This is a genomic window from Nostoc sp. UHCC 0302 (assembly GCF_038096175.1).
Classification (GTDB): Bacteria; Cyanobacteriota; Cyanobacteriia; order Cyanobacteriales; family Nostocaceae; genus UHCC-0302.
The window spans coordinates 2156183-2180554 of record NZ_CP151099.1; the positions used below are offsets into that span (position 1 = coordinate 2156183).

Below are 24372 nucleotides of genomic sequence, written 5' to 3' on the forward strand. Positions count from 1 at the left end.
TGTCTGCATAGTTTTGAAATCCATACAAAAATGAAATTTTAATGAAATCTTTCTCCTTCTTAAGATGTTAATATTTGTTACCTCAATAGTAGGAAGCAAGCCCCGCAGCTATCCCTTAAACTAATTTCACAACTATCAATAACATAGTTGCGACAAAAAATCTTTGGTTTTGGTAAGAATATGACTCAACTTTGGCTGTGGGTTGCCTTTATTGGCATGGTCATCGGTTGTATTTATTTTGGCTTAAAAGCATCTGCCATGAGGCGTAAAGAAGGGATGGAATTTCCCCTCGAAAGCTTTTTCATTACGCTTTGGGCAGCAGCATTCTACCTGACAATGATTCTCGGCGAAACAGTAACGCCTATCAATGGTCAAACAGTTTTCTGGGGGCGTTACATAGACTGGGTAGTGACAACTCCATTGCTCTTGCTGGAACTAGGTGTGATTGCCGGATTACGCCCTAAATTGATTGCAGGTGTGATGGGGGCCATCGGTGAGAGGTTAGAATAAAGTAAATTTTGTCAATCAGTTAAAATACTCAAAAAAACTTTAATGAAAATGATAATCGTGCGTGGGGGAGGGGAAGGAGGCGAGCGACACTCGCCTCCTTCCTCTCTATTTGATTATCATTATCTATAAGTTTTTAACGGCTAAAATGTGAGGCAAAAAAGTATTGTAACGAGAGAATAAATTTTTCAAAAGTGAGTTTCATTATTATTGTAAATTCAGTAATCAAATGCGGTAATGAAAAGTGCTTGTTGACTACTATGCCCAAAGCTGCAAAACGAAACTCCGACCACGCGCAAAAGCATAATACTCCTACCATAGATAATGAAGCGATTGCGTCGCATTTAGAAGAGTTACTAACTCCAGCTATCTTTGCTCAACAAAAATACTATAAGCAGTTAGGTTTACGAGATAGAATTATCAACCTATCCTTCATGGTAGCAGCAGTATTAACTTTATTGTGGCGACAAGTTCCTGGAGTTCAAGAATTAACAAGGCTTTTAGCAAGAGAAGATTTATTGTGGTGTCGTTCTAGAATAATTGCTCAACAATCTCTTTCTGAAAGATTTTTAGTATTCCCATCTGAATTATTTGAGCGAGTATTTAAAGATTTACTACCTCAGTTACAACTTAATTGGCAACGACGGCTGAAGCGACCACTTCCTGATAGTGTTAAATTTGCACTTCTTAATTTTGAACGAATTTGGATAGCTGACGGGTCTACATTAGAAGCCTTATTCCGAAAGCTAAAAAGCCTAGAAGACTTGAAAACAGGTCAATTAGCAGGAAAGATTTGTACAGTTATTGATTTAGTCAATCGCTTACCTATTGAAGTTTGGTTTCACACTAATCCTGCTGCATCAGAAACTAACTTTGAAGCTCCATTGCTGAAACTACTACCTGCTAAAACTCTGATCTTACTTGATAGAGGTTTTTATCATTTCCACTTTTTACAACAACTCATTAACCAAGAAGTTCATTTTATTACTCGTTTAAAAGCCAAAGCATCTATTAAGTACTTAAAAATTTTCAGCTATGACCATTCAGTTAAAGACCGATTGATTCAACTTGGAACTGTTCGTCGTGGTGCACCAGTGCTTACTTTACGTTTAATAGAAATTAAGGTTGGTAAAACTAGCTATTCTTATATTACTTCTGTCCTCGACCCACAAATCTTACCTCCTTACGTTGTCGCAGATTTATATCGCCGAAGATGGAGAGTTGAAGAAGCTTTTTACGTGGTCAAGCGTTTATTGGGACTGTCATATTTATGGACTGGTTCTATTAATGGTGTGAAGTTACAAGTGTGGGCAACTTGGCTCTTTTATGCAGTATTGGTTGACTTGGGAGATGCGGTTGCAGACGAATTATCTTTGCCATTTGACCGCATTTCTTTAGAGATGATTTTTCGTGGTTTATATCATTTTAGTGTCGCCTATGATAAAGGTAAGGCGGATGACCCAATTAAGTACTTCGCTGCCAAAGAAAATCAAGATTTAGGAGTAGTTAAAGCCCTGCGAAAACCAGTCTCCAAGCTGGATTTATCGCCTTTTCCCGCACCCTCTTGACAAAAGTGCAATCACTCTAACCTCTCACTGATGGATGGGGGCAGATATTTTCATGATTGTCACTGGTTTTATCGGCGCTGTTGAAGCTCCGCCCTACAACTATCTTTGGTGGGTAATCAGTTCGGGTGCTTTCTTAGCTATCTTAGGATCGCTGTTGACTGAATATTCTGCTAGTGCTAAGAGACGAAATGGCAGAGTAAACAGTTTGTTTCAAACTCTGCGAAATATACTAATCGTTTTGTGGATTTGCTATCCGATTGTTTGGATTCTTGGTGCTGAAGGGTTCCGTGTCATCAGTGTTGGCTGGGAAACCTTATGCTACGCAGTTCTAGACTTATGTGCCAAGGTAGGTTTTGGTTTTGTGGTTGTGTCTGCTGGTAATGAAACTTTAGCCCAAGCCAGCAACAGCGATCGCATCATGGAAACTACTCATTCCTATATGCAAAGTGAGGAAAGAGAACGGAGTCCTTATTGATAATATCCTTTCTCTTGAAGATGGCAATGGTTGATGACACCAAAGTGCGAAAAATTGTTAACTCTGAAAAGATCCGAAGGGCAAATCTATGCAATACGCTACATAAAAACAATCAAAACCCTGCACGCCGACATTAAAGCATTGTCAGATCAAAATGCACAACTGCAATTTTGACTGGAGCAATTTAACTTAAACAAAACTGAAATATGAGACAAAGCAGGGGAACACAGCGAGAGGAAGAATTAGTGAAATCCCGTTCCCGTAAAGTTGATAGCATCTTTACATAACAATGCTCACTTATCCGATCCTAGCCAAGTCAAGGTCGCACGCCTAGAGCACAGTGGACAAATCATACCAATTTGAAAAAAGAATATGACAAATAGGCCATCTGTAGAGACGCGATTCATCGCGTCTTCATTCAAGGATGTGTTGCAATCATTAATTGAATTGGTATCAGTATTATTCCTAGAGTGTGTGAACCACAAGTGATTGAGTTGAAAGTTGAATAGGGAGCGTCAAGCTAGAGCCTTAATTAAATCAAAGCTCTAGCTTGAAATTTTATATTGTGCTGATTTTTTTCGTGATTCAACAATAATATTCTCGATAGGAATAGCTTTATTTTTAAATAAAGCCACCACGCTGATAAGCTTCATCCATTAGTTCAAACGCTAGTGCTGAAATTAGTACACCAGCACAAAAACGATAACTGCGGCAATAACCCGTTGAGGAATCTTGGCATAGTAACCTACTGCGGAACCCAGTAGCAGCGCTGAACCACCCACCAAACCCCAGAAACCCGCTTTTAACCAAAGTGGAAACATGATTAATTCGTAATGACGCTCGTTCGCCCTTGGCGTGCCATAGGCAAGACTCGCTAACGTAGTTCGTAATTAAAATTCTTGGCTTAGGTAGCTTGCATTTCTCCACCTTGAGGTTTTGATAGTGCTTGTAATTCTTCCCAAGAATAGTGAGAGGGTAATTCAATTGGTTTGTGATCTGCTCCTAATCCTAACCCTACTGTTGGTTGGAGTTCTTCAACGAATTCTTCAGCATATCCTGCCAGTTCATTGGCTGCAACTCCAAGTGCGATCGCACCTGCAACGCCACCAATTGCAGCACCAACTTTACCACCCATTGAGCGACCTAGTGCGGCTCCGGCAATTCCGCCTCCGGCTACTCCCAATCCTGTTGCAATAGGATGAGTATTTGGGGGCGTTTGATTTTCATTTTCTTGGTTAGAAGTAGAGTGTTCTTCGTTCATAATCTGTTTCTCCTTGAAACTATAATCAGCATAAAATTACTTCTGGCTCAGGTGTACCAGAAGCCACAGAGCAAAGCGTTCTAGTCCAACCAACAGGGCAGTGATGCCCACAGCTAGACCAAACAAAACTAAGTTATTTTCATTACCAGCTTTTAAGGCAAAGCTTAAGGATGTAGAAACGGCTGGAGGATGCATCACATCTAACAGGATCATCAGCACAATGGTAACGATCATTGCAGTTCCCCCAGACACATAACCCGAACCTAACAGCATGAATGTTATAAAACCGATTCCAGCTGCCATCATTTGGGAAATGGCTAGAGTTCGCACCGTATTTGTACCGTGCTGGGGATCGAGATAAATGAGAAAGGCACTAGAAGCGAGAGACGCAAACAATAAACGCTGGCGGGTTAGTACCTCTACTAGTGCAAACACAGACAATATAACTAATGTCGGCGCAGTGGCTAATACCAACTCACCCTTCCAATCGAGGCGGCGGCGGAGCGAGCGATTTGCACCTTCCAAAGGTTTTAAGCTGGAACGATGGGATTTCATCGTATACTCCTATCTAGTTCCGGCTCCGATGAACGGCGTTGTTCTCCTTGCTGAATCTCTCGCTCTAAGAAATAATTCAGCAAGGTTCGCAGCAAAACGATCGCCCCCAAATTTAAAATATCCTGGCGGGTGGGTGCTACTGCTGTCCGCAAAATATCGCTGGCAACAGTGAATTCTAACCCCAATGCCAGCACTCGACCCAATTGTAGACGAATTCCTTCTGTGGCATCAAAATGTTGTTTGGAGCGAGAGAACAACAATCGCAAATAAGTAGAAATACCTCGGATCACTGCTCCGCCAATCACAACTGCTGCGGCAATTTCTGTCCCTGCTGCCAAATAACCAACAATGACTTTGAGCCATGTCTCTAGAGGAGTAGTTTCCCTGCCCTGCCCTCCGGCTTCCACATTCAAACTCAAAAGCAGAACTAGCCCTAGTATGAGGGCTAGGGGTAATATTAAATTAATTAATGAATCTTGTGATGCCTCTTTTTTCATAGCTTTCTAATTCAATCCTTCAGCTATGCGTTAGCGTACCCTCTGGGATCTTGCTACGAGGAGCGTGTGCTTTGCACCCAGGGCTGCTGCAAGCATATCGCCAACACGCAATGCATTCGCCATAATCGTCAGTGTAGGGTTAGCACCGGAATTTGACGGAAAGAAACTACTATCTACAACATAAAGATTCTCGACATCATGGGTACGGCAATTGAGATCCAGGACTGAGGTTTTGGGATCTGTGCCAAATCGACAACTACCGCATTGATGGGCAACTGCTTGTTCAGGTATATGAGTGCGAGGATAAATGCTAAATGGCAAGACATGTTTAGCAGAGTGAGGGATTGACTTGAGTACAGATGTCCATCGGTGAATTAAGCGATCGCTTGCTTCGGTATTGTTCAGTGTATAGTCAACATGAATCTTGTCGCCCACCACCCGAATCCGATTATTTGGGTCTGGTAAATCCTCTGTTTGCAACCACCAGCCAACCGATCGCTCGGCCAGCAAATGGCGCTCAAAATGAGGAATCAGCTTGATAAATGGAGCCATCAGTGGCGGTGCTTCTCCGGGAATCATATCGGCAAGTACATTACCTGTATTCTGCACCATGCCCATCGGATAAGGGAAATCTGGCTCTCCCCAGTAAAAATCGTTGACAGCGATCGTTTTTTGAAAGTTGGCGTGATTCACCTCTAGATGTATGGAAACTATGGCTGTTTCCAGTTGCTTCATGAAATTCCGTCCCACCTGATCGGAACTATTGGCTAATCCGTTGGGATGTTTGTCATTAGCAGAGTGTAACAGCAAAGCAGCTGAGTTGACAGAACCACAGGCAACAACCACAATATCGCTTGTAAACCAATGTTGCTCTCCTCCAATTTCAGTTTCTACCTTCGTAACCTCTCGCCCTGACTCACTGGTATGTAGCCGCAAGACTTTAGTATTAGTTAAAAGAGTAACATTGGCATACTTTTCACGAGCCGGACGAATGGCGTTGACATCAGCATCGGCTTTTGCGTGTACAAGACAGGGGTATCCATCAAAGGTATCGCAGCGAATGCAGGGGCTATTTAGGCGATCGCTTTCATTGAGCTTTAATCCTAGTGGTAAATGAAATGGGTAGTAACCCAGTTCCCGAATGCCATCAGCAAGGGACTGCATATCTGGCTCATGGCTGACTGGCGGATAGGGATATGGTTCGCTGCGAGGTGGTTCGGTGGGGTCTTCTCCTTCCTGTCCATGCACGTCATACAGCTTTTCTGCTTGGGTGTAGTATGGCTCAAAGTCTTGATATTTCAAAGGCCATTCTGGAGAAATTCCTCCTTTATGAATTACCCTTTCAAAATCTCGCTCCCGGAATCTAATTAGGGCTGCACCGTAGAGTTTGGTATTGCCACCAACCCAGTAGCCTGTTTGAGGACGAAAGGCTTTACCTTCCTTGTTATACCATTGCTCATCAGTATGGTAACGATGTTTTTGATAGACTTCCTCTGGATTCCAGTTAGCTTTCTCTCTCGGTAAAAAGTCGCCTCTTTCCAATACTAGAATTTTTTTACCTGTGGGTGCAAGGCGGTGGGCTAATGTACCTCCACCGGCTCCTGTACCGATAATAATGATGTCGTAATGTTCTGTGATGCTAGTCATAATTGATAATTAGTAGTTTCATATTAATTACGGTTTAATTTCTTTGATGCCACAAACTAATTTGGCAATAGTTTAAGTTACTTTATAAGTTTTATCAAAATTTAAATATCTCTAAAGACAGATTCTTATGCTTAGACTAAAGCTTTAATTACAATATTGCTTCTCTCTAATGGATTAATATTTATTTATATCTAAAGACAGGTTAATATTTCATTTCAATTTCATTTTTTCTTTCTATTATGTGAATTAGCCATATAATCTCTTTACAAGATTAACAAATAAATTTAACTTGGCATTTTTTATCAAGCCAGCAATTTGATTGTCTTAAAAAATATTTAATTTTTAACACACATACTTTTGTTTTGAACAGAAATAGTCTATTTTGATGCAATCTATATCTATGGTGCAATGTTATTTGATATTAATAAAATAGAATTGACTTTATAATAATTAACTTCAATGTTGTATTTAGTAACTGATGAAAATAGCTAGAAATTTTACACTCAGTTTGTAGCACGACACCAAGTATACATTTACAGTATTTTTGTATTAATTTAAACCTGCTATTTATCGTCAGTAGCCAAGTTAAATAACAGGAGATTTCTATGCCTGAAGCTATTGAAATTTATGACGATCGCCTGCGTGCTATTGTACGCCCAGGAGCCTCAGTTCAAAAGCTTGCCACAGGTGCAGTCCATAGCGAGGGGCCTGTTTACTTTCATGAAGATGACAGTGTTGTGTGGAGCGATGCTCACGGCAACCGCCTGTTGCGGTGGAGTCCCACTGACAATGTGACTGTCTTACGAGATCCATCTGATTACCAAAGTGGTAATTACCGCGACTTGGAAGGTCGTCTAGTTGCGTGTTCCTCTGGTTTGCGTGCTATTATCCGACGCGAACATGATAGTGAATGGAAGGTTTTAGTCGATCGCTACCAAGGCAAACGCCTGAATAGTCCAAATGATTTAGTAGTCAAAAGTGACGGCACAATTTGGTTCACCGATCCGCCTTATGGGATTACCGAGCCAAACCAAGGTTACGGCGGCGAACAGGAACAACCCGGAAGTTATGTGTATCGCTTTGACCCGGCAACAGGTGAGATTTATCCTGTAGTAACAGACATGGTGCGCCCGAATGGGTTGGCTTTCAGTCCAGACGAAAGCCTTTTGTATGTTTCAGATACAGCTGCCTTTAATATTCCTGGGGGGCCTCATCATATTCGTGTCTATGAGGTTGTGGGCAATCGCTATGTAAAGAATGGGCGTGTATTTGCAGTCATTGAGCCTGGACAACCGGATGGACTGCGGGTTGACGAACATGGCAATGTTTTTACTAGTTCTCAAGACAGTGTGCAGATATACGCCCCCGACGGAACTCGCTTAGGAAAAATTTTTGTACCGGAGACATCAGCTAACCTGACTTTCGGTGGTAAAGAAAGCGATTCCCTTTCAGGGACACTTCGTGAACGCTTATTTATCACAGCCGGTCATTCCTTATATGCTATCGACCTTAATACCCGTGGTGTACAACAATGATTTATAAATTTGCGATTGGTGTAGTAATCGCTTTTTTCCTAGCTGCATTTAATTTCTCACAGCTAAGTCCACACTTGTTCAGTTCACTTTCTCCTGTGTATCCTGACGGATTTCCAGGATTGGCATTTTTACTTCTCAGAGTTAGCGTTGGCTGGTTGTTTATACTACACGGCTATCCCAAGATAACGCATCTTCGACGGTGGGCTGAGTCTCTAAAAATGCCTGTCTTTCTTTGCTTTTTATCAGCTGCATCGATGTTAGGTGGCGGAATTTTTCTGATTATTGGATTCCTCACACTCTTAGCAACTTTGCCCATTCTCTGCTCAATGATTTTTGCAATATATTTGCATATATCTGGAAGTAAGCCTTTTGTAGCTCAAGATCCATACTTAATTCCTCAAGAACAGTATCAGGGTGCTTTAGGACAAGGTGAACCCCCAAGTTGGGAAAAGGCTTTTATGTATTGCGTTATGCTGATTGCGATCGCGGTTTTAGGCCCTGGTGCTTATTCGCTGGATGCTTTGATTTTTGGACGGTGAAAACTATGCAACTGAATCACCAAAACAGTGCTGAATTTTCATCTGTAGTCATGAGGAAGTCATGGCATGAAGTCGCTTCACAGGATCAATATTGGCGTAGCCCATCGTAGATATCCTTTTTTGACACAATAAATATTGAAATGGCTGCGAGATAGTCGCAGCCCATATTCAAATAGAAAAGGTTAGTTTATAGGACTAGTACCGCTTCGCGTAATTCGTAATTCGTAATTATCGTTGCGTAAGGGTTTTAGACATTTCAAATGGTCTGTTTATTTCCGCCCTACTGTACTAGCCCTTTCAAGGTGAGCAAAAATTTTGCTCAAAAAATTCCTCTTTAATCTCTTGACTCTGTGTTCTCTGCGTCTCTGTGGTTAAATAAATTACTTTTGAACAAGTCAAGTAAATCATCTTATCTTAAAGATGCTAAAGTCCGCTGTCCAATTATTCCGTCTGCTTTTAATCCTTTAGACCTTTGAAATTTGATCACTGCTGAACGTGTCTTGTTATCAAAGACACCATTCACATTTCCGGTATAGAATCCTTGTTGCTTTAAAGCATTCTGAGCAGTTTTGACTGCTTCTCCCCTGCTACCTACTGTGAGTACATTACTACGCTTAACTGCTGTACTATTAGACTTGCGTTTGGCATTAACCTTGGGAATAGCATTAGGCTTTTTCATGGTGTTGCCTTGCTGAGGATTTTGTGCAACCTGAGTAGCGGCAGCCAAATTGTGGCTTTTATTATTGGTTAAAGAGTAACTAGGCAAAGCAGTAGTTAGAGTCAGAGCAGGGATTAAAGCAAATACTTTCCAATTCATTCTCTTATTCCTTTCAAACTATGAGAGATTTTGCAATTTTAATTTGAAGAGTCATGCTATGAAGGCTTGTACCTGATAGTGATTCTCTTCGATCAACTCTGGTGTGTGATATTTGCTATAGAGCGAGTCTATTGCCTATCCCAGAGCTATAGCATCACACGTTATATTGACAGAGTTATTGCAAAAATGTGATAAGAGTGTGACAAAAGCATGACTAATTCATGTGTCGGTAACAAGCAATATAGCGTGTCCGTCAGGATCTTTAACTAAGTAACCCTTGTGATCGCAACTTCCACTAACCGTAAACTGTACAATCCCTGACGATACAAATCGAACTCCATTTGACCGTAGTATCTCTACCGTCTGCTCAAGATTATTTACAACTAGCTCAATTTGGATATGTGCAATATCGCAACTTTTCCAGTCACTCGGCATTGGGCGGCCTTTTCCAGGCAAAATATAGTCTAATAGTTCAATTCCTACACCATCTTGAATAGGTCGCAGTGCTGTAATTTTGACTTCAGCTCCTGGTAAATTATCCAAGCGAGATTGGGTTGCACGCCAGTTGAGACTGCGGCTATCAATTTGCATTCCCAGGAGGTTGCAGTAAAAGTGTAGACTCTGCTCGGTATTGGAAATAGCGATCGCACTATGGTCAATTCCCAAAAACAAGCGATGGTTTTTCTGATGCCATTTCTTTTTTCCTTTATCAGGCGGAAACCAAATTAACTCTAAATCATGACCATCAGGGTCTTTAAACTTGAAGGCGCGGACACCACCAGATGCTTCATTATCAACTGGTATTGTCTGCGGTGCAACAGAAATTGGTTCAACGGGAAATGAACGCAAGTGAGCATAAGCGCGATCCATATCACTCACTACAATCGCCAGATGTTGAAACCACAAATCATTACTTTGTGAATCGCTGGGGATGGGTTTACCCTGAATATTAAGATACTCCATCAACTCGATAAGTTCATCACCTAATCGTAAAGTTACAATGCGAATTTTTGCCCCAGTCACACCTTCTAAGTCGCTGTAATCCTGTCCTTCAACAGTAATGTCAGAAACTAGTTCAAACAAGAGTGCTTGTGTATAAAATTCCAAAGAGCGATTGCAGCTTGTTACTGTTAAGTAAATAGCTCTAATTCTATGTACTTGTACATCGGTTTGACTAGACATATTTAGCAGCCTTTGTACTTATAATTAACGTTCTCTTGAAGGAGATTATGTCAGGGTTAAAAGCTTATTACCACTCCCCACTCTTTATTTACTTTTCTCCTCATCTCCCAACATTTTTAATAATTTTCTGGCAACTAAAGCGCCTACAACTCCTGCACCAACTACTTCCACTGCTTGCACGACTTTTTTCCCTACATCGTGAGGGTCAAGGTGGTGATGGAAAATCTCTTCATCCACCCATTCTGTTGTTGCTTGAAAGTCATGAATTGGTGTTGGCAATAGCGTTAAATAAGTGCCTTGACGGATTAAATGCCCAGATTCGCCTGCAACTTCAAAAACATTGAAAAGGTTAGCAGCAGCATCATTTAACCCCAATTTTAAGAGAGTTCCGCGTATATTTACCTTTGCTGGCTTAAGGTCTTCTCCGAGAGCGATCGCTTTCAAATTCTGGGCAATATTAGCTCCTTGTTGATAAGCAACTTGGGCTGTAGGTGGTAGCGAATTCTCCTGAACTGCTGCACAATCACCGCCCGCAAAAACTTCTGGAAAGTCGAGCAATTGCATGGTGGGAGTGACTAGGGGACGGTTATGATGATCTCGATGTTCTTTGGGAATTGGTAAGTCTTGAATTAGTGGATGAGTGGAAGTACCAGCTGTCCAAATTGTGGTGTATGTTGGCAGTATGTTAACTTGATTATTGCTCTTATATTCAATTGTGTTAGGGTGAACAGCAGTGGCTTCTGCTCCCGTAAGGATTTCAATTGGTATAGTACGTTTTTGTAATTCTTTCTCAGCAATTGGACGTAGTGGATCGTTAATATCGCCATCAAGGATTTTTTGACCATGATTGAGCAATACCACGCGAATTTCACTCGAATTGCCTCCTAAAGCGCTATACCAATGTGGGAGGAAATCAGCTAAGGTTGTCGCCATTTCTACACCACTTGCACCACCACCAACTATGACTACTGTTAATAGTTTTCGGCGTTGTTCTACATCTTCCGTTTGGATGGCTTTTTGCAAACAGTCACGTAAATGACGGTCAAGAGCGATCGCATCTGCTTGCGTCCAGAAAGGAAAGGCATTTTCTCTAGCACCTTCAACTTGATGATAGCCAGTAACACTGCCCAAAGCTAATACTAAGTTGCTGTAGTTGTAAGAGTTTCCCGAAGCTAATTTAACTTCCCGTTGGTGCAAGTCTATTGATTGCACTGTATCTTGCACAAAGATGACACCACTGCCTTTAAGTAGTTCCGAAAAGCGAGGAACTACCTGAAAGCTATCCATCTCGCCATCGAAATATTCATATAGTAATGGCTTAAAGCAAAATCGCTCATCTTTATCAATCAAGATCACAGAACGAGGATAGTGTTCGTGAGCTAAATGTAAGGCTGTAAATAACCCGGTAAAACCACCACCGATAATCACAGTTTGATAAACTGGACTGTTCATAAAATATTCTCCAAACTCTTGATAAAGAGTGTATAGTCAGGATTTTTGCCAGAAGTATATTGATTTACAAAAGACTAATCACTGATTTGCTATACGAATAAAAACAAAGCAATTAAAAATATACTGATAATAAGAGCGAATGCAATAGCATATTCAACTCTCCGACTAAAAAATCCTACAGCAGCAATTAGAGCGATCGCTAGCCCAATAATGCCAGCATATTGCTCTTTTTGTAACCCGCGTGCAATTAGTGGATCTTTACCTGGTGCTGGAGTTTCTTGAACTGCTTTTGGTGCGAGTTCTGAGGCTGGTATTTCTTGTAAGAATAGATTCATCAAATTACTCCTTAAAATACTGACATTTCTGAATTTTTTACGCTCGCCAAAGGTAGAGAAGTGAGAAAAGAAAGACCCAAACTACATCAACAAAGTGCCAAAACAGAGTAGTCGCACTTGTTCCGAAGTGAGTTTTATTATAGTTGCCTGGAATAAATGAGCGAATCAGCATAATTATCTGAAGCACAACACCAGCCAGTACGTGTAGACCGTGGAAACCTGTTAGTAAGTAAAATGTCGAACCAACTAATCCTGTAGTAATCTTGAAGTCGAGACTTTTCCACTCAATTAGCAGACCAACTAAGAAGTAGCTCCCCATTGCGATCGTTATTAACCATAGCCAACGAAATTTCTTGAGTTGATTACGCTTGAGGGCATTTTCTGCTGGTTGAATGACAAAGCTGCTAGAAAGTAATACTACCGTATTAATAACCACAATTGTAGACAATTCTGGCCCAGAAATACCGGGTGGTAGCCAGTTTTTAGTAGTCAGTCGTAGAGCAACATAAGTAAAGATAAAACTCAAAAATATGATGCTTTCTGACAGCAGGAACACGGTAAATCCGAACATTCCTTTACCATGATGATCTTCATGACTACCGCCACCACTTGGTAGGAAGCGCTGTAACCAATTTGGCAAGCGTCGCCGCCACAGATCAAAACGGATAGGACTTTCATCTATATGAATAGTGCGACGTTGCATAATTCGTAATACTCGCCAAAGGCGAGAAGCAAGCTACATAATTCGTAATTAAAATTTGTCTAAGAGGATGTTTGAAAAGTGGTGTGTTGTGATTTTAATCGAATTATTACCCCCCTTAATCCCTTCTTATAAAGGGGAGAAACAAGAAAATCCGGTTCCCTCCCCTTTATAAGGGGAGGGCTAGGGTGGGGGAAAAAATATTTGATACATCAATCATGACTTTTCAAACATCCTCTAACTCCTTACTCATTGTTATTAGAATTTTCGATTATTGAGTACTTTGGATTGCCGTAGTCATAAGGAGGTCTTTTGACAATTGGAATCTCTTCAAAGTTATCTCGCGGAGGTGGTGAAGAGGTTGTCCATTCCAATCCAGTAGCGTGCCAAGGATTATCAACTGCCCGCGGGCCGTAAAGCCAAGAGCCTACTATGTTAGCAATAAAAGGTAGTGTGGATGCTCCTAGTAAGAATGATGCCAAGCTAGCGATAATGTTCCATCCTTGATATTGTGGATCGTAGGAAGAAACTCGGCGTAGCATTCCTTGTAAACCTAATGGGTGCATGGAGAAAAAGGTAATATTGGCAGGAATAAAGGTCAGCCAAAAATGTAACTTGCCCCAACCCTCAGCATACATTCTTCCAGTTATTTTGGGAAACCAGTAGTAAATTGCCGCGAAGATTGCCATTGTAATCGTGTTAAAAACGATGTAGTGGAAGTGTCCCACAACAAAGTAAGTATTATTAACGTGGATATCAAAGGGCGTGGCAGCAAGCATTACACCAGTAACACCGCCAAAAATAAACATGGCTGCACCTCCCATGGCAAACAGCATTGGTGTCTCTAGATGTAGTTTGCTCCGCCAGATAGTGGCAGTCCAAGCGAAGGCTTTAATACCGGTAGGTATGGCAACTAACATTGAAGTAGCCATGAAGGTCATCCGCATCCAACCAGGGGTTGCACTGGTGAACATGTGATGTGCCCAAACGAAGATGCTGATAAAAGCAATACCCAAGGTTGCGAGCGCAACTGACCGATAGCCAAATAGGGGATTGCGAGAAAATGCAGGCAGAACCTCCGCAAAAATACCGAAGGCTGGTAGTGCCATGATATAAACTGCTGGGTGAGAGTAGAACCAAAATAGGTGTTGATAAATGATCGGATCGCCATTCCCGTCTGGTTTAAAGAATTGTGTACCGAAGGAGAGGTCAAACAACAGCAGGATCAATGCACCCGTCAAAGCAGGTAAATTAATTAGTTGCAATAACTGGGCGCTGAGAACCGACCAAACAAACACAGGCATCCGAAAAAATGTCATCCCTGGGGCGCGCATCCAAAAGATGGTTGTCATAAAGTTAACAGCCCCCATGATTGAAGAGATACCTATTAAAACTAGGCTGACTATCCAAATAAATTCACCGTTAATCAGTCCACCGCCTGGAATTTGCAGACTAATTGGCGGATAAGACCACCAGCCAGATTGTGCAGTGCCGTTTGGGACGAAGAAGCTAGATAGTAGTAAAAGACCTGCGGGTGGCAAAATCCAAAAAGAGATGGCGTTGAGCAAGGGAAAAGCCATGTCCCGCGCTCCAATCATTAGTGGTACTAAGTAGTTAGAAAGACCTGCATTGAAGGGAATAATCCACAGGAAAATCATGATTGTCCCGTGCATGGTGAACAAACCATTATAAAGCGGGCGATCGACCAGATTTGATTCTGGGGTGAGTAACTCAGCCCGAATCAGCATCGCCAACAGTCCGCCAATCAGGAAGAACATGAAGGTCATCACCATATACTGAATTCCAATCACCTTATGATCGGTGTTGAAGGTGAAATATTGTTGCCAATTATTACCCTCTTGATTCTGGGAATTTTCCGATTCTCGATCCCCGGTAATTTCTTGACTAAAATCATGTGTCATTATTTTGCTTCCTTTTATTGGCAATGCCAGGTTGAGCAGGTGTGACGGTGTTCCAGCCGCTATTAAACAATGTTTTTGGTGGTTGGATATTTTCGGCAACTGCCTGATTTGCTGGAGTTTGTTCGCTATTAGCAGTTTGCGTGAGCCATTGGTTATATTGATCTAGGGATTCAACGTATACATCCGTTTCCATTAAGGCAAAGTAAGTACCGCTAAATTGAGAATCTTTCAGCCGATATTTGCCTGAGCGAATCGGTGTTAGCACAATATCAATGTCGCGCCCTGGAATAATATCCTGCTTTAAGCGAAACTCAGGGACGTAGAAACCGTGGATTACATCCTGCGCTTGCAGATTTAAGCGAGTGCTACGATTGATCGGCAGATGCAGTTGATTACTAGTAACATTATTTGGATAACGAAAAGACCAATCCCACTGCTTAACGAAAACATCAATAGTCTCAGATGCAGGTTTAGGGACATCGCTGACGGTTGCAGCATAAGCAGGTGCAGATTCAAGGGGTGTATGCAAATGCACGATTTGCTTTAGACCTAAAATATTTAACTGCTGATAAATATTAAAGCTTTGAAAGGCAATCCACACTACTAACAAAGTTGGGGTTGCTGTCCACAATATTTCTAGCCTCGCATCACCTCTAGAGGGGTGTCCCTCGGTGTAGTCTTCTGGTGGGGCGCGATGGAAAGCGATCGCATAAATCATGATGCCAATTAGCCCAAGTAAGATAAATGCTCCAATTGAGACTAAGAAGCTAAATAAATCATCTACCCGTTGTGCTTCTGCTGTAGCTTGCGGAGGCATCCAAGAAAATGCCTGCTGCCCAATCCACCGACTGACGACGAGCAGCACTGCTACATAAACCGCTATTAATACATATTCAAAAACACTAAACATAAAATTCAATAAATTCTCGTTTAATTATTTGTTGTAAACATTTTTAGAAATGGTATTAGCAGCAGTAACATGAATCCCAAATTCTTCTCCCAAATGCGCCCCCAATGTTCCGTGGACGAATAATATGCCTAGCATCGCAATCCCTGCTAACAAGTAACTCCACTGCACCTGTCTGGAAGCATCCTTCCGCCAGCGATAGCGTTGCAAACCTCTCCATACAGTCATGGCGACAATGATCCCCAACAGCAAAACGCCACCCAAACCATGTAAAAGCATCGTCCAACCAGCACTCAATCCCCAGGCACTCTTTTGATCGACTGGTGGATTTGCTAACAGTAGCTCAAAAAAACCAGCCGCAACCGTGAAAAATGTAATAGCTGCTGCTGCTATGAGGTTGTACCAGCCGACATCAAAAAAGGTAGAACGGATGGCAGCCAATCCCAAAAATTTGAAAATTGGTTTTTCTAAAGAAAACAGCACTCCTGCTATATCAAAGATGATGGCAATGATAAACAAACCCAGCGTTAGATGCACTAACTGGGGATGTACAGGAATCTCGTAAGGCAATCCGTTAGCACCCAGCCGCAATCTCAACTGCTCAATCAGTTGCGGGTTCATGGTGAAACTCCCTGTTTCATGGCTTGAACTACAGGTTCTACGTGCAACCCATACACCCAAAACAGTTTACTCCCTAAATACACTTGCAAAAACACTAGGCAGACTAAAAATGTTGCAGCCCCCAAGTAAACAGGTGGTACTTTTCGGGGGCTGCGGTTGCGAATCACAAAACGCCAAGCAGCGATCGCCGCAACCATCGCCCCCAGTGACCAACCCAAGACGGTATGATAATTCAGTGTTGACTGGGCTGCTTTCTGGGCTTGGGCTAGTCCTGCTTCAAATTGACCAAAGATAATCGCGATGAAAATTGCGATCGCAGCAACAAACATATTCCAGAAACTCACCTCAAATAAACGCACGTTGCGGGTGAAATAGCCTAGAACATCACAGAAGAAAGAAAAAAACACCATCGCAATCACAAAGTGAACGATAATTGGGTGCAAAGGATCGGGGTATGGTAAATTTTGGCTATTGAGAGGTAAGGCAGACATCGCTTTTTCCTTGGGGTATCAGATGCTGTGATTACTTAGATATTTTGTAAAAATAAAATTCAGTATTGACTGTTTGAAGATTTTTAATTTTGCAGATGCTGACAAGATTTAGAATTCATAACAATCAATATCTAAAAGATAGAGCAAAAAGCTACTATCTTAGGGATGACTTATCTAAAAATAAATTATGATTTCTTGTTAGCTACATCTCTCTAATTTCCAATTTTATTAAAAAAGGCAGATAGTAAAAGAAATTTGTTAAATTTTATCATCAATAATCATACACACCTGAAAATATGCATCTCTACAAGATTAAGAAATAACTTTAGTAAATAGTTACTTATCATTAATCAAACTCTTGTATAAACAAATCCATGTCAAAAAATTGAAATTATTATAAAATCTATCTCCTGCTTAAGAAAGACATGCAACTGACTTCATCCTTTAAAGATTTCATCCAATAATGAAATCGTGATGAAATTTTTATCGTTCTTTCGGTAGAGATATTTATTATTCCAATGGCTAGAAGCGTTCATTCTTGCAAACCTCTAAAGTAATGCCAGAATCACCAAAATAGCTGTCAAAAATTAAACACATAAGCAAAATATGTAATTAGTATAAAAATTTCAACGTAGGACAGCTTGCTTAAATTTGGATTAAATCATAAGTTTTCAATATCAGCTATCCTCAAACTTTGCAAATGAAAATACATAGCAAAAATTCTGAAAAAGTATTATGAGTTATTCCCCTTACCTACTTAAAGGTCAAAAAGCACTTGTGACAGGTGCTAGTTCTGGAATTGGTGAAGCGATCGCTCGCTATTTGGCTGCATCAGGTGCAGCAGTAGCTATTAATTACCATTCGGAAACTGAATCAGCCCAAAAACTTGTCGATGATATCAAAGCTGCTAATGGTGAAGCATTTGCGATTCAAGCTGATGTCAGCAAAGAAGACCAAGTAAAAGCAATGTTCAGCCAGATCCTTAAACAATTTGGCACTATTGATATTTTAGTAAGTAATGCGGGCATTCAAAAAGACTCAGCATTTATAGATATGACCCTCGAGCAATGGAATGTAGTGATTGGGATAAATCTAACGGGACAATTCTTATGTGCTAGGGAAGCCGCAAAGGAATTCTTGCGTCGAGGTGTGAAGCCTGATATTTCTTGTGCGGCAGGTAAGATTATTTGTATGAGTTCCGTACATCAGGTAATTCCTTGGGCTGGTCATGTTAATTATGCTACGAGCAAGGGTGGTATAAATATGATGATGCAAAGTATTGCCCAAGAACTTGCTCCTCACAAAATTCGCGTTAATAGTATTGCTCCTGGTGCCATCAAAACTCCAATTAACAAATCAGCTTGGGATACTCCACAAGCAGAGGCAAATTTACTAAAACTAATTCCAGCGAAACGTGTGGGAGATGTAGAAGATATCGCTAAAGCAGCAGTTTGGTTGGCTTCTGATGACTCTGATTATGTCAACGGTACAACACTGTTTGTAGATGGTGGTATGACTTTGTATCCAGGTTTTACAGACAATGGTTAAGATAATTCGTAATACTTTTCTACGAGAGGCTGCGCCCTAAGCGCAGCTATGCCGCAGGCTTTACGGCTACGCGGTAGTTGAGCGTAGTCGAAACTCAGTACAAGTTCGTAATTCGTAATTAAGTTTTGTAATCGGTATTTAAAAAGAGCCACAAAACTTTCCGCTTGTTGGAAGCGGGGTAATTAAAACCACAGAATTGGTTAATTGAGAATGCCTACAAAAGTTATTGTCAATTCGGGTTTGATAACCATTAACGATGGTTCCTCTTTTTTAGTAACGGCTAGTGATGGTTCTATCGACGAAAATTTACCTCAAGGTTTTTTTGTTTGGGACACACGGCTAATTTCTTATTACGAAATTTCGGTGAATCGCTACCGACTTTCGCTGCTAGCCTCTAGCAATATCACCCATCATAATGCACTTTACCAATTTACCAACCCGCCACTTCCTATTATCAATGGCACTCTACCTGCTGGTAGTTTACTTGTAACCGTTGGGCGCGACATTGTAGAAGGTATGCATGAAGATATTGATATAACTAACTATTATAATGAAGATGTTAAGTTTCAATTAATGCTAGCTGTGCGTTCTGATTTTGCGGATATTTTTGATGTCAAATCACAGCAAATATTGACGCGAGGTGAGACACAAACCAAATGGGAAAATGGTGTACTCACTACTGAATATTGCAACGGCTCATTCTTGCGAGGTATTGTGATTGAGCCAATTTGTGGTAATTCTGAGCCACGCTATGCCAATGGTCGTTTAATGTTTGATGTGGTCATCGCTCCTGGAAAAACATGGCACACTTGTGTTAATTTTACAGCCTTAGCCGATGGAAATATCTTCAAACCTCAAAGCACCTGCGCTGTGCCTCACAATACAAAAGCGGGAAAGGTTAGGGATGAATTTCTGATGAATGCGACAAAGTTGCGCTCGTCTAATGCTGAAATTGCCGAATACTATCAGCAAGCGATCGCAGATATGGGAGCGTTGCGGATTGAGGTGGATGATAATGGACATCAATTTTGGATGCCTGCTGCTGGTATTCCCTGGTTTGTTGCTGTTTTTGGACGTGACTCAATAATTGCGAGCTTGCAAGCGATCGCAGTTTATCATGAATTTGCCCGTGGCACGTTAGTGAAACTGGCTCAACTCCAAGCTACTGAGTTGGATGATTGGCACGATGCCCAACCGGGCAAAATGCTGCACGAAATGCGGCGCGATGAGTTAACTACATTAAACCTACTTCCATATCATCCCTACTACGGAACAGTAGATACTACCATCCTGTGGATTGTTACTTTAGCTGAAGCCTATAACTGGAACGCTGATGTCAGTATGCTTGATGAGTGTCGAGCGCCACTGGAAAAAGCCCTAAATTGGATTGACAAATACGGCGATTTTGACGGGGATGGCTTTGTTGAGTATTTAACTCATTCATCAAAAGGATTACGCAATCAAGGTTGGAAAGATTCGGGTGACGCAATAGTTTACCCCGATGGGCAGTTAGCTGAGCCGCCAATCGCTTTGTGTGAAGTCCAAGGCTACGTTTATGATGCGTGGCTGAGGGCAGCTTTAATTTATGAAGTGTGGGGCGAAAAAGAGCAAGCTAAAAAGCTGCGTCAAAAAGCCGAAGAACTTTATCAACGATTTAACGATCGCTTTTGGATGGATTCAGTTGGCTTTTATTGTTTAGGATTAGACGATAAAAAGCAGCAAATTCAATCAATTGCCTCAAATCCTGGTCATCTGCTCTGGTCTGGTATTGTCCCACAGGAACGAGCAAAAAAACTTGTTAACCGACTTTTTCAACCAGATATGTGGTGTGGTTGGGGTGTACGGACTCTTTCATCTGAAAATCAGGCATATAACCCAATTAGTTATCAACGGGGTAGTGTTTGGCCTCACGATAACTCTATTATTGCCGCCGGATTAAAGCGATATGGCTATCACCAAGAAGCTAATCGCATTGCTGAGGGTATCTTTGCTGCTGCTAGTTATTTTCAAGCTGGGCGAATGCCAGAATTGTTTGCAGGAATTGAACGTCAAGATAATAACTTTCCCGTACCTTATCCAGACGCTAATATACCTCAAGCTTGGGCTGCTGGTTCAATTTTTTTACTTATTCGTACTATTTTAGGACTCAAAGCTGATGCTTCAAAACAACAGTTAAAAGTACAGCCGAATCTACCAGATTGCTTACCCGATTTAGAACTCACAAATTTGTCTGTAGGAGACGCTACGGTGGGATTGCGCTTTTGGCGCGATGGCGAACAAACTCAATGGGAAGTTACCCATCTCGATGGTGAATTAGAAATTTCTACATAATGATTATTTACTCTTATGGCAACTGATTCATCTAATAAAACTATATATGCGGCGATGGGGGCTAACTTAGCGATCGCTATTACTAAATTTATCGCCGCCTCTATTACTGGCAGTTCCGCTATGATATCTGAAGGGATTCATTCAGTGGTAGATACTGGCGATCAACTGGTACTTTTGCTGGGAATTCGGAGAAGCCAAAAGCCAGCAAATGATCGCCATCCCTTTGGTTACGGTCTAGAACTTTATTTCTGGACTTTTATCGTTGCTATCCTCATCTTTGCCCTTGGCGGTGGGATGTCAATTTATGAAGGAATCACTCATTTAATTCATCCCAGCCCTTTAGAAAACCCAATGTGGAATTATATTGTATTAGGTATTGCAATATTATTGGAGAGTTATTCTTGGACTGTAGCTTTAAAAGAGTTTTTGCCAACTAAGGGTAAACAAAATTTCTGGCAAGCAATTAAAAACAGTAAAGACCCCACAGTATTTACAGTATTATTTGAGGATACTGCCGCAATTTTAGGCTTATTCGTGGCCTTAATCGGAATCTTCTTAGGACATTTATTTAATAATGTTTATTTTGATGGCATTGCTTCGATTATTATTGGCATTATCTTAGCTGTTGTAGCAGTAGTGCTAGCGAGAGAAAGTAAAGGATTATTAGTTGGTGAAAGTGCCGATCCTCAAACCATCGCCAATATCCGTTCTTTATCAAAAACAGAACCAGGAGTGAAAGAGGTTATCCGGGTGCTAACAATGCAACTTGCTCCCAAAGAAGTATTACTCAACTTAGAAATTCAATTTTATAACAATCTTACAGGTGAGGAAATAGCCTTAACTGTAGAAAGTTTAGAAGCAAAAATTACCCAAAAGCATCCTGAGATTAAACAAATTTTTATTGAAGCTAAATCCTTAGCTGCTGCTCGAAAAACGTCTCAAACTTCTCAATAAATTTTAATAAAAGAAGTATTAATTACAGCACTAAACTGCACAACAAATTATGATAAAAATTCTTGGTCAAGGGCAGGCTTTTGGCTCACCGGGTATCGCTCCTCGATGGACTCATGCTAATAAAGATGGAGTCGGAACAGCTTACTCTACCTCTAGTAACATTTGGTTTACTATTTGGAATGGTGTTGTCACTGAAGTCTACCATCCCACAGTAGATAAACCCCAAGTTCGGGATTTACAGTATCTAATTTCTGATGGAAAAAACTTTTTTCACGAAGAGAAACGCCATCTCGAATCAAAAGTTGAACCGATGTGGACTCATGGTTTAGGATATCGCATCACTAATTCCGATCCACAAGGGCGTTATGCTGTAATCAAAGAAGTGATTGCTGACCCGCATTTATCCTGTATTTTACAACGCACAAAGTTAACAGGAAATAGCGATTTTATTTCCCAACTCCAGCTATATGCTTTGTGTGCGCCGCATCTGGAAGTTGGAGGTAGAGGTAATAATGGTTACGCTGTACAAGTTGCTGGACATCGTATTCTCACAGCCGAGAAACAAGGAACATGGTTAGCGCTGGGTGCAACAATTCCCTTTACCCGTCTTTCTTGTGGCTACGTCGGTGAAAGTGATGGCTGGACAGATTTAGCTGATAATTTTCAGATGGATTGGGAGTTTGACAGTGCTGTAGATGGCAACCTGGCGTTAACTGGAGAACTAAATTTAGACAGCACTAAAGAGTTTACTTTAGGATTAGCATTTGGCACAAATCTGCACAACGCAATTTCTACACTGTTTCAGTCACTCAATATTCCTTTTGAACAGCAGAAACAGCTATATAACGAACAGTGGAAGCGATGTCTAACGACAAGCCGCTCCGCGTCTACGCGCAACGGCATCCACTCATTAGAAAATGTTTCATACGATGATGGGAAGTTGTATCACAACAGCGTTAGTCTGTTGTTGGCACATGAAGACAAAACTTATCCCGGTGCTTTAATTGCATCTATGGCTATCCCTTGGGGTGAAGCCAAAGACGACCAAGATCAAGGAGGATATCACCTTGTCTGGACGCGGGATATGGTTAGCAGTGTATCAGGTTTAGTGGCTGCTGGGGAAACAGATACAGCAGTGCGATCGCTAATTTATCTCGCCACGAGTCAGCAGGAAGATGGTGGTTTTCCCCAAAATTTCTGGGTTGATGGTAAACCTTATTGGACAGGTATCCAGCTTGATGAGGTGGCATTTCCCATTCTGTTAGCATGGCTATTGCACCAGCAAAAAACTTGTTTAAACTTTGATATTTATCCGATGATTTTACGGGCGGCAGGTTATTTAATTCGTCACGGCCCAGCTACCCAACAAGAACGCTGGGAAGAAAATAGCGGTTATTCACCATCAACATTAGCATCTAATATTGCCGCCTTAATTTGTGCTGCTCAATTTGTTCGTGAACGTGGGGATGAAGCAACAGCAAAGTTTATCGAAGAATACGCTGATTTTTTAGAATCTCATATCGAAGCTTGGACAGTTACTACTGAAGGAACTTTAGTTTCTGGCATCAAACGCCATTACATTCGCATTACTCCTACAGATATAAATAATCCTCAACCCAACGAAAATCCTAACCAAGGAACTCTTTTTATTAGCAGTCAACCACCTGATGAACCGTCAGAATTTCCCGCTAAGGAAATTGTTGATGGTGGGTTTTTACAATTAGTACGCTATGGAATTCGCAAACCTGATGACCCGATTATTGTTGATTCTGTCAAAGTAATTGATGCAGTTTTAAAAGTTGATACACCTGCTGGGCCTTGTTGGCATCGTTACAACCACGACGGCTACGGCCAGCAAGAAGACGGCAGTCCTTATACTGGTTATGGTAAGGGACGCGCTTGGCCTCTCTTGACAGGAGAACGGGGACATTATGAGTTAGCTATTGGCGGCGATGTCAAAACATATATCAAGGCGATGGAAGGATTTGCTTCAGATACTTGTTTACTACCCGAACAGGTTTGGGATGAAGCAGATATGCCTGAAACCCATCTGTATTTAGGAAAACCAACAGGTTCTGCAATGCCTTTGATGTGGGCGCACTCAGAGTATATCAAGATGTTGCGGTCAAATCATGATGGTCAGGTATTTGATTTAATTCCACAGGTGGCGAATCGATATCTAGGCGAAAGACAAGAGTGTAAATCATTTGAAATGTGGAAGTTTAACCGACAAATAGAGAAAGTTAAAAAAGGTTATACATTGCGAATTCACGCTTTAGCATCTTTTCAATTGCACTGGTCAGATGATAATTGGCAAACTGTCAAAAATACACCTGCTACTTCTACAAAGATAGGAGTTAGCTTTGCAGATATTTCTATTTCTGATAATCAGGAACAGCCAATCAACTTTACCTTTTTCTGGATTGAAAGCAGCAAATGGGAAGGACACAATTATACGGTTAAAATTGCGTAATTCCTAATTTCTAATTCGCCTTTCAATACATTTCGCATCAAAAAGAGCCATTATT

23 protein-coding genes and 1 pseudogene are annotated in these 24372 nt (G+C 41.2%); 9 read left to right on the forward strand and 15 right to left on the reverse strand.

Annotated elements, in window-relative coordinates; all coding sequences use genetic code 11:
• Nucleotides 1-180: 180 nt before the first annotated feature.
• The 3 genes and pseudogenes from WKK05_RS09035 to WKK05_RS09045 all read left to right on the forward strand — a co-directional run bounded on the left by WKK05_RS09035 (nucleotide 181) and on the right by WKK05_RS09045 (nucleotide 2550).
• Nucleotides 181-510, forward strand: coding sequence for a bacteriorhodopsin (locus tag WKK05_RS09035; protein ID WP_341529401.1), 330 nt, complete (start codon nucleotides 181-183; stop codon nucleotides 508-510).
• 257 nt (nucleotides 511-767) lie between these two features.
• Nucleotides 768-2063, forward strand: a pseudogene (locus tag WKK05_RS09040) (IS4 family transposase); the annotation flags it as partial.
• Between the two features lie 46 nt (nucleotides 2064-2109).
• Nucleotides 2110-2550: a bacteriorhodopsin gene (locus WKK05_RS09045; RefSeq protein ID WP_341529402.1), complete on the forward strand. Its 441-nt coding sequence runs from the start codon at nucleotides 2110-2112 to the stop codon at nucleotides 2548-2550.
• Nucleotides 2551-3230: 680 nt separating this feature from the next.
• On the opposite strand, the gene WKK05_RS09050 is transcribed toward WKK05_RS09045, so the two are convergent.
• The 5 genes from WKK05_RS09050 to WKK05_RS09070 form a co-directional block, all read right to left on the reverse strand.
• Nucleotides 3231-3371, reverse strand: coding sequence for a hypothetical protein (locus WKK05_RS09050; RefSeq protein WP_341529403.1), 141 nt, complete (start codon nucleotides 3369-3371; stop codon nucleotides 3231-3233).
• 83 nt (nucleotides 3372-3454) lie between these two features.
• Nucleotides 3455-3811: a hypothetical protein gene (locus WKK05_RS09055; RefSeq protein WP_341529404.1), complete on the reverse strand. Its 357-nt coding sequence runs from the start codon at nucleotides 3809-3811 to the stop codon at nucleotides 3455-3457.
• A 36-nt stretch (nucleotides 3812-3847) separates the two neighbouring features.
• The gene (locus WKK05_RS09060; protein WP_341529405.1) at nucleotides 3848-4366 is read right to left on the reverse strand and encodes an HPP family protein; all 519 of its coding nucleotides are present in this window, start codon (nucleotides 4364-4366) and stop codon (nucleotides 3848-3850) included.
• Nucleotides 4363-4863 (reverse strand): DUF1622 domain-containing protein, encoded by a 501-nt coding sequence (locus tag WKK05_RS09065; RefSeq protein ID WP_341529406.1) that lies wholly within the window; start codon nucleotides 4861-4863, stop codon nucleotides 4363-4365. The genes WKK05_RS09060 and WKK05_RS09065 overlap by 4 nt, the downstream gene beginning before the upstream one ends.
• Before the next feature lie 30 nt (nucleotides 4864-4893).
• Nucleotides 4894-6510, reverse strand: coding sequence for a GMC family oxidoreductase (locus WKK05_RS09070; protein ID WP_341529407.1), 1617 nt, complete (start codon nucleotides 6508-6510; stop codon nucleotides 4894-4896).
• 605 nt (nucleotides 6511-7115) lie between these two features.
• Here WKK05_RS09070 and WKK05_RS09075 point away from each other — a divergent pair.
• Nucleotides 7116-8045 carry an SMP-30/gluconolactonase/LRE family protein gene (locus WKK05_RS09075; protein ID WP_341529408.1) on the forward strand — a complete coding sequence of 310 codons (930 nt, stop codon included), beginning with the start codon at nucleotides 7116-7118 and terminating at the stop codon, nucleotides 8043-8045.
• Nucleotides 8042-8584: a DoxX family protein gene (locus WKK05_RS09080; RefSeq protein WP_341529409.1), complete on the forward strand. Its 543-nt coding sequence runs from the start codon at nucleotides 8042-8044 to the stop codon at nucleotides 8582-8584. Before WKK05_RS09075 ends, WKK05_RS09080 begins: the two co-directional genes overlap by 4 nt.
• A gap of 409 nt (nucleotides 8585-8993) precedes the next feature.
• Here WKK05_RS09080 and WKK05_RS09085 read toward each other — a convergent pair whose 3' ends face one another.
• The 9 genes from WKK05_RS09085 to WKK05_RS09125 all read right to left on the reverse strand — a co-directional run bounded on the left by WKK05_RS09085 (nucleotide 8994) and on the right by WKK05_RS09125 (nucleotide 17011).
• The gene (locus WKK05_RS09085) at nucleotides 8994-9401 is read right to left on the reverse strand and encodes a peptidoglycan-binding domain-containing protein (protein ID WP_341529410.1); all 408 of its coding nucleotides are present in this window, start codon (nucleotides 9399-9401) and stop codon (nucleotides 8994-8996) included.
• A gap of 219 nt (nucleotides 9402-9620) precedes the next feature.
• Complete coding sequence (locus WKK05_RS09090; RefSeq protein WP_341529411.1) at nucleotides 9621-10583, reverse strand: VOC family protein; 963 nt, start codon at nucleotides 10581-10583, stop codon at nucleotides 9621-9623.
• 84 nt (nucleotides 10584-10667) lie between these two features.
• Nucleotides 10668-12035, reverse strand: coding sequence for an NAD(P)/FAD-dependent oxidoreductase (locus WKK05_RS09095; RefSeq protein WP_341529412.1), 1368 nt, complete (start codon nucleotides 12033-12035; stop codon nucleotides 10668-10670).
• Nucleotides 12036-12124: 89 nt separating this feature from the next.
• The gene (locus WKK05_RS09100; RefSeq protein WP_341529413.1) at nucleotides 12125-12370 is read right to left on the reverse strand and encodes a hypothetical protein; all 246 of its coding nucleotides are present in this window, start codon (nucleotides 12368-12370) and stop codon (nucleotides 12125-12127) included.
• Nucleotides 12371-12407: 37 nt separating this feature from the next.
• On the reverse strand, nucleotides 12408-13073 hold the full coding sequence (locus WKK05_RS09105) for a heme-copper oxidase subunit III (RefSeq protein WP_341529414.1): 666 nt from the start codon (nucleotides 13071-13073) through the stop codon (nucleotides 12408-12410).
• 242 nt (nucleotides 13074-13315) lie between these two features.
• Entirely contained in the window at nucleotides 13316-14992 is a 1677-nt protein-coding gene (locus WKK05_RS09110; protein WP_341529415.1) for a cytochrome c oxidase subunit I, read from the reverse strand.
• The gene (locus WKK05_RS09115; protein WP_341529416.1) at nucleotides 14982-15902 is read right to left on the reverse strand and encodes a cytochrome c oxidase subunit II; all 921 of its coding nucleotides are present in this window, start codon (nucleotides 15900-15902) and stop codon (nucleotides 14982-14984) included. Before WKK05_RS09115 ends, WKK05_RS09110 begins: the two co-directional genes overlap by 11 nt.
• A 24-nt stretch (nucleotides 15903-15926) precedes the next feature.
• Nucleotides 15927-16520 (reverse strand): DUF2231 domain-containing protein, encoded by a 594-nt coding sequence (locus WKK05_RS09120; RefSeq protein ID WP_341529417.1) that lies wholly within the window; start codon nucleotides 16518-16520, stop codon nucleotides 15927-15929.
• Entirely contained in the window at nucleotides 16517-17011 is a 495-nt protein-coding gene (locus WKK05_RS09125) for a DUF2231 domain-containing protein (RefSeq protein ID WP_341529418.1), read from the reverse strand. Before WKK05_RS09125 ends, WKK05_RS09120 begins: the two co-directional genes overlap by 4 nt.
• Before the next feature lie 735 nt (nucleotides 17012-17746).
• Between WKK05_RS09125 and WKK05_RS09130 the strand changes: the two genes are divergently transcribed.
• Nucleotides 17747-18559, forward strand: coding sequence for an SDR family oxidoreductase (locus WKK05_RS09130; RefSeq protein ID WP_341529419.1), 813 nt, complete (start codon nucleotides 17747-17749; stop codon nucleotides 18557-18559).
• On the opposite strand, the gene WKK05_RS09135 is transcribed toward WKK05_RS09130, so the two are convergent.
• Nucleotides 18556-18711 carry a hypothetical protein gene (locus WKK05_RS09135; RefSeq protein ID WP_341529420.1) on the reverse strand — a complete coding sequence of 52 codons (156 nt, stop codon included), beginning with the start codon at nucleotides 18709-18711 and terminating at the stop codon, nucleotides 18556-18558. The two genes, WKK05_RS09130 and WKK05_RS09135, sit on opposite strands and share 4 nt — an antisense overlap.
• Nucleotides 18712-18769: 58 nt before the next feature.
• Between WKK05_RS09135 and WKK05_RS09140 the strand changes: the two genes are divergently transcribed.
• The 3 genes from WKK05_RS09140 to WKK05_RS09150 are packed head-to-tail and all read left to right on the forward strand — an operon-like array spanning nucleotide 18770 to nucleotide 24317.
• A complete protein-coding gene (locus WKK05_RS09140) occupies nucleotides 18770-20890 on the forward strand; it encodes a glycogen debranching N-terminal domain-containing protein (RefSeq protein WP_341529421.1) in 2121 nt (706 codons plus the stop codon).
• Nucleotides 20891-20905: 15 nt separating this feature from the next.
• Complete coding sequence (locus tag WKK05_RS09145; protein ID WP_341529422.1) at nucleotides 20906-21844, forward strand: cation diffusion facilitator family transporter; 939 nt, start codon at nucleotides 20906-20908, stop codon at nucleotides 21842-21844.
• Nucleotides 21845-21893: 49 nt separating this feature from the next.
• A complete protein-coding gene (locus WKK05_RS09150) occupies nucleotides 21894-24317 on the forward strand; it encodes a glycoside hydrolase family 15 protein (RefSeq protein WP_341529423.1) in 2424 nt (807 codons plus the stop codon).
• Nucleotides 24318-24372 lie beyond the last annotated feature (55 nt).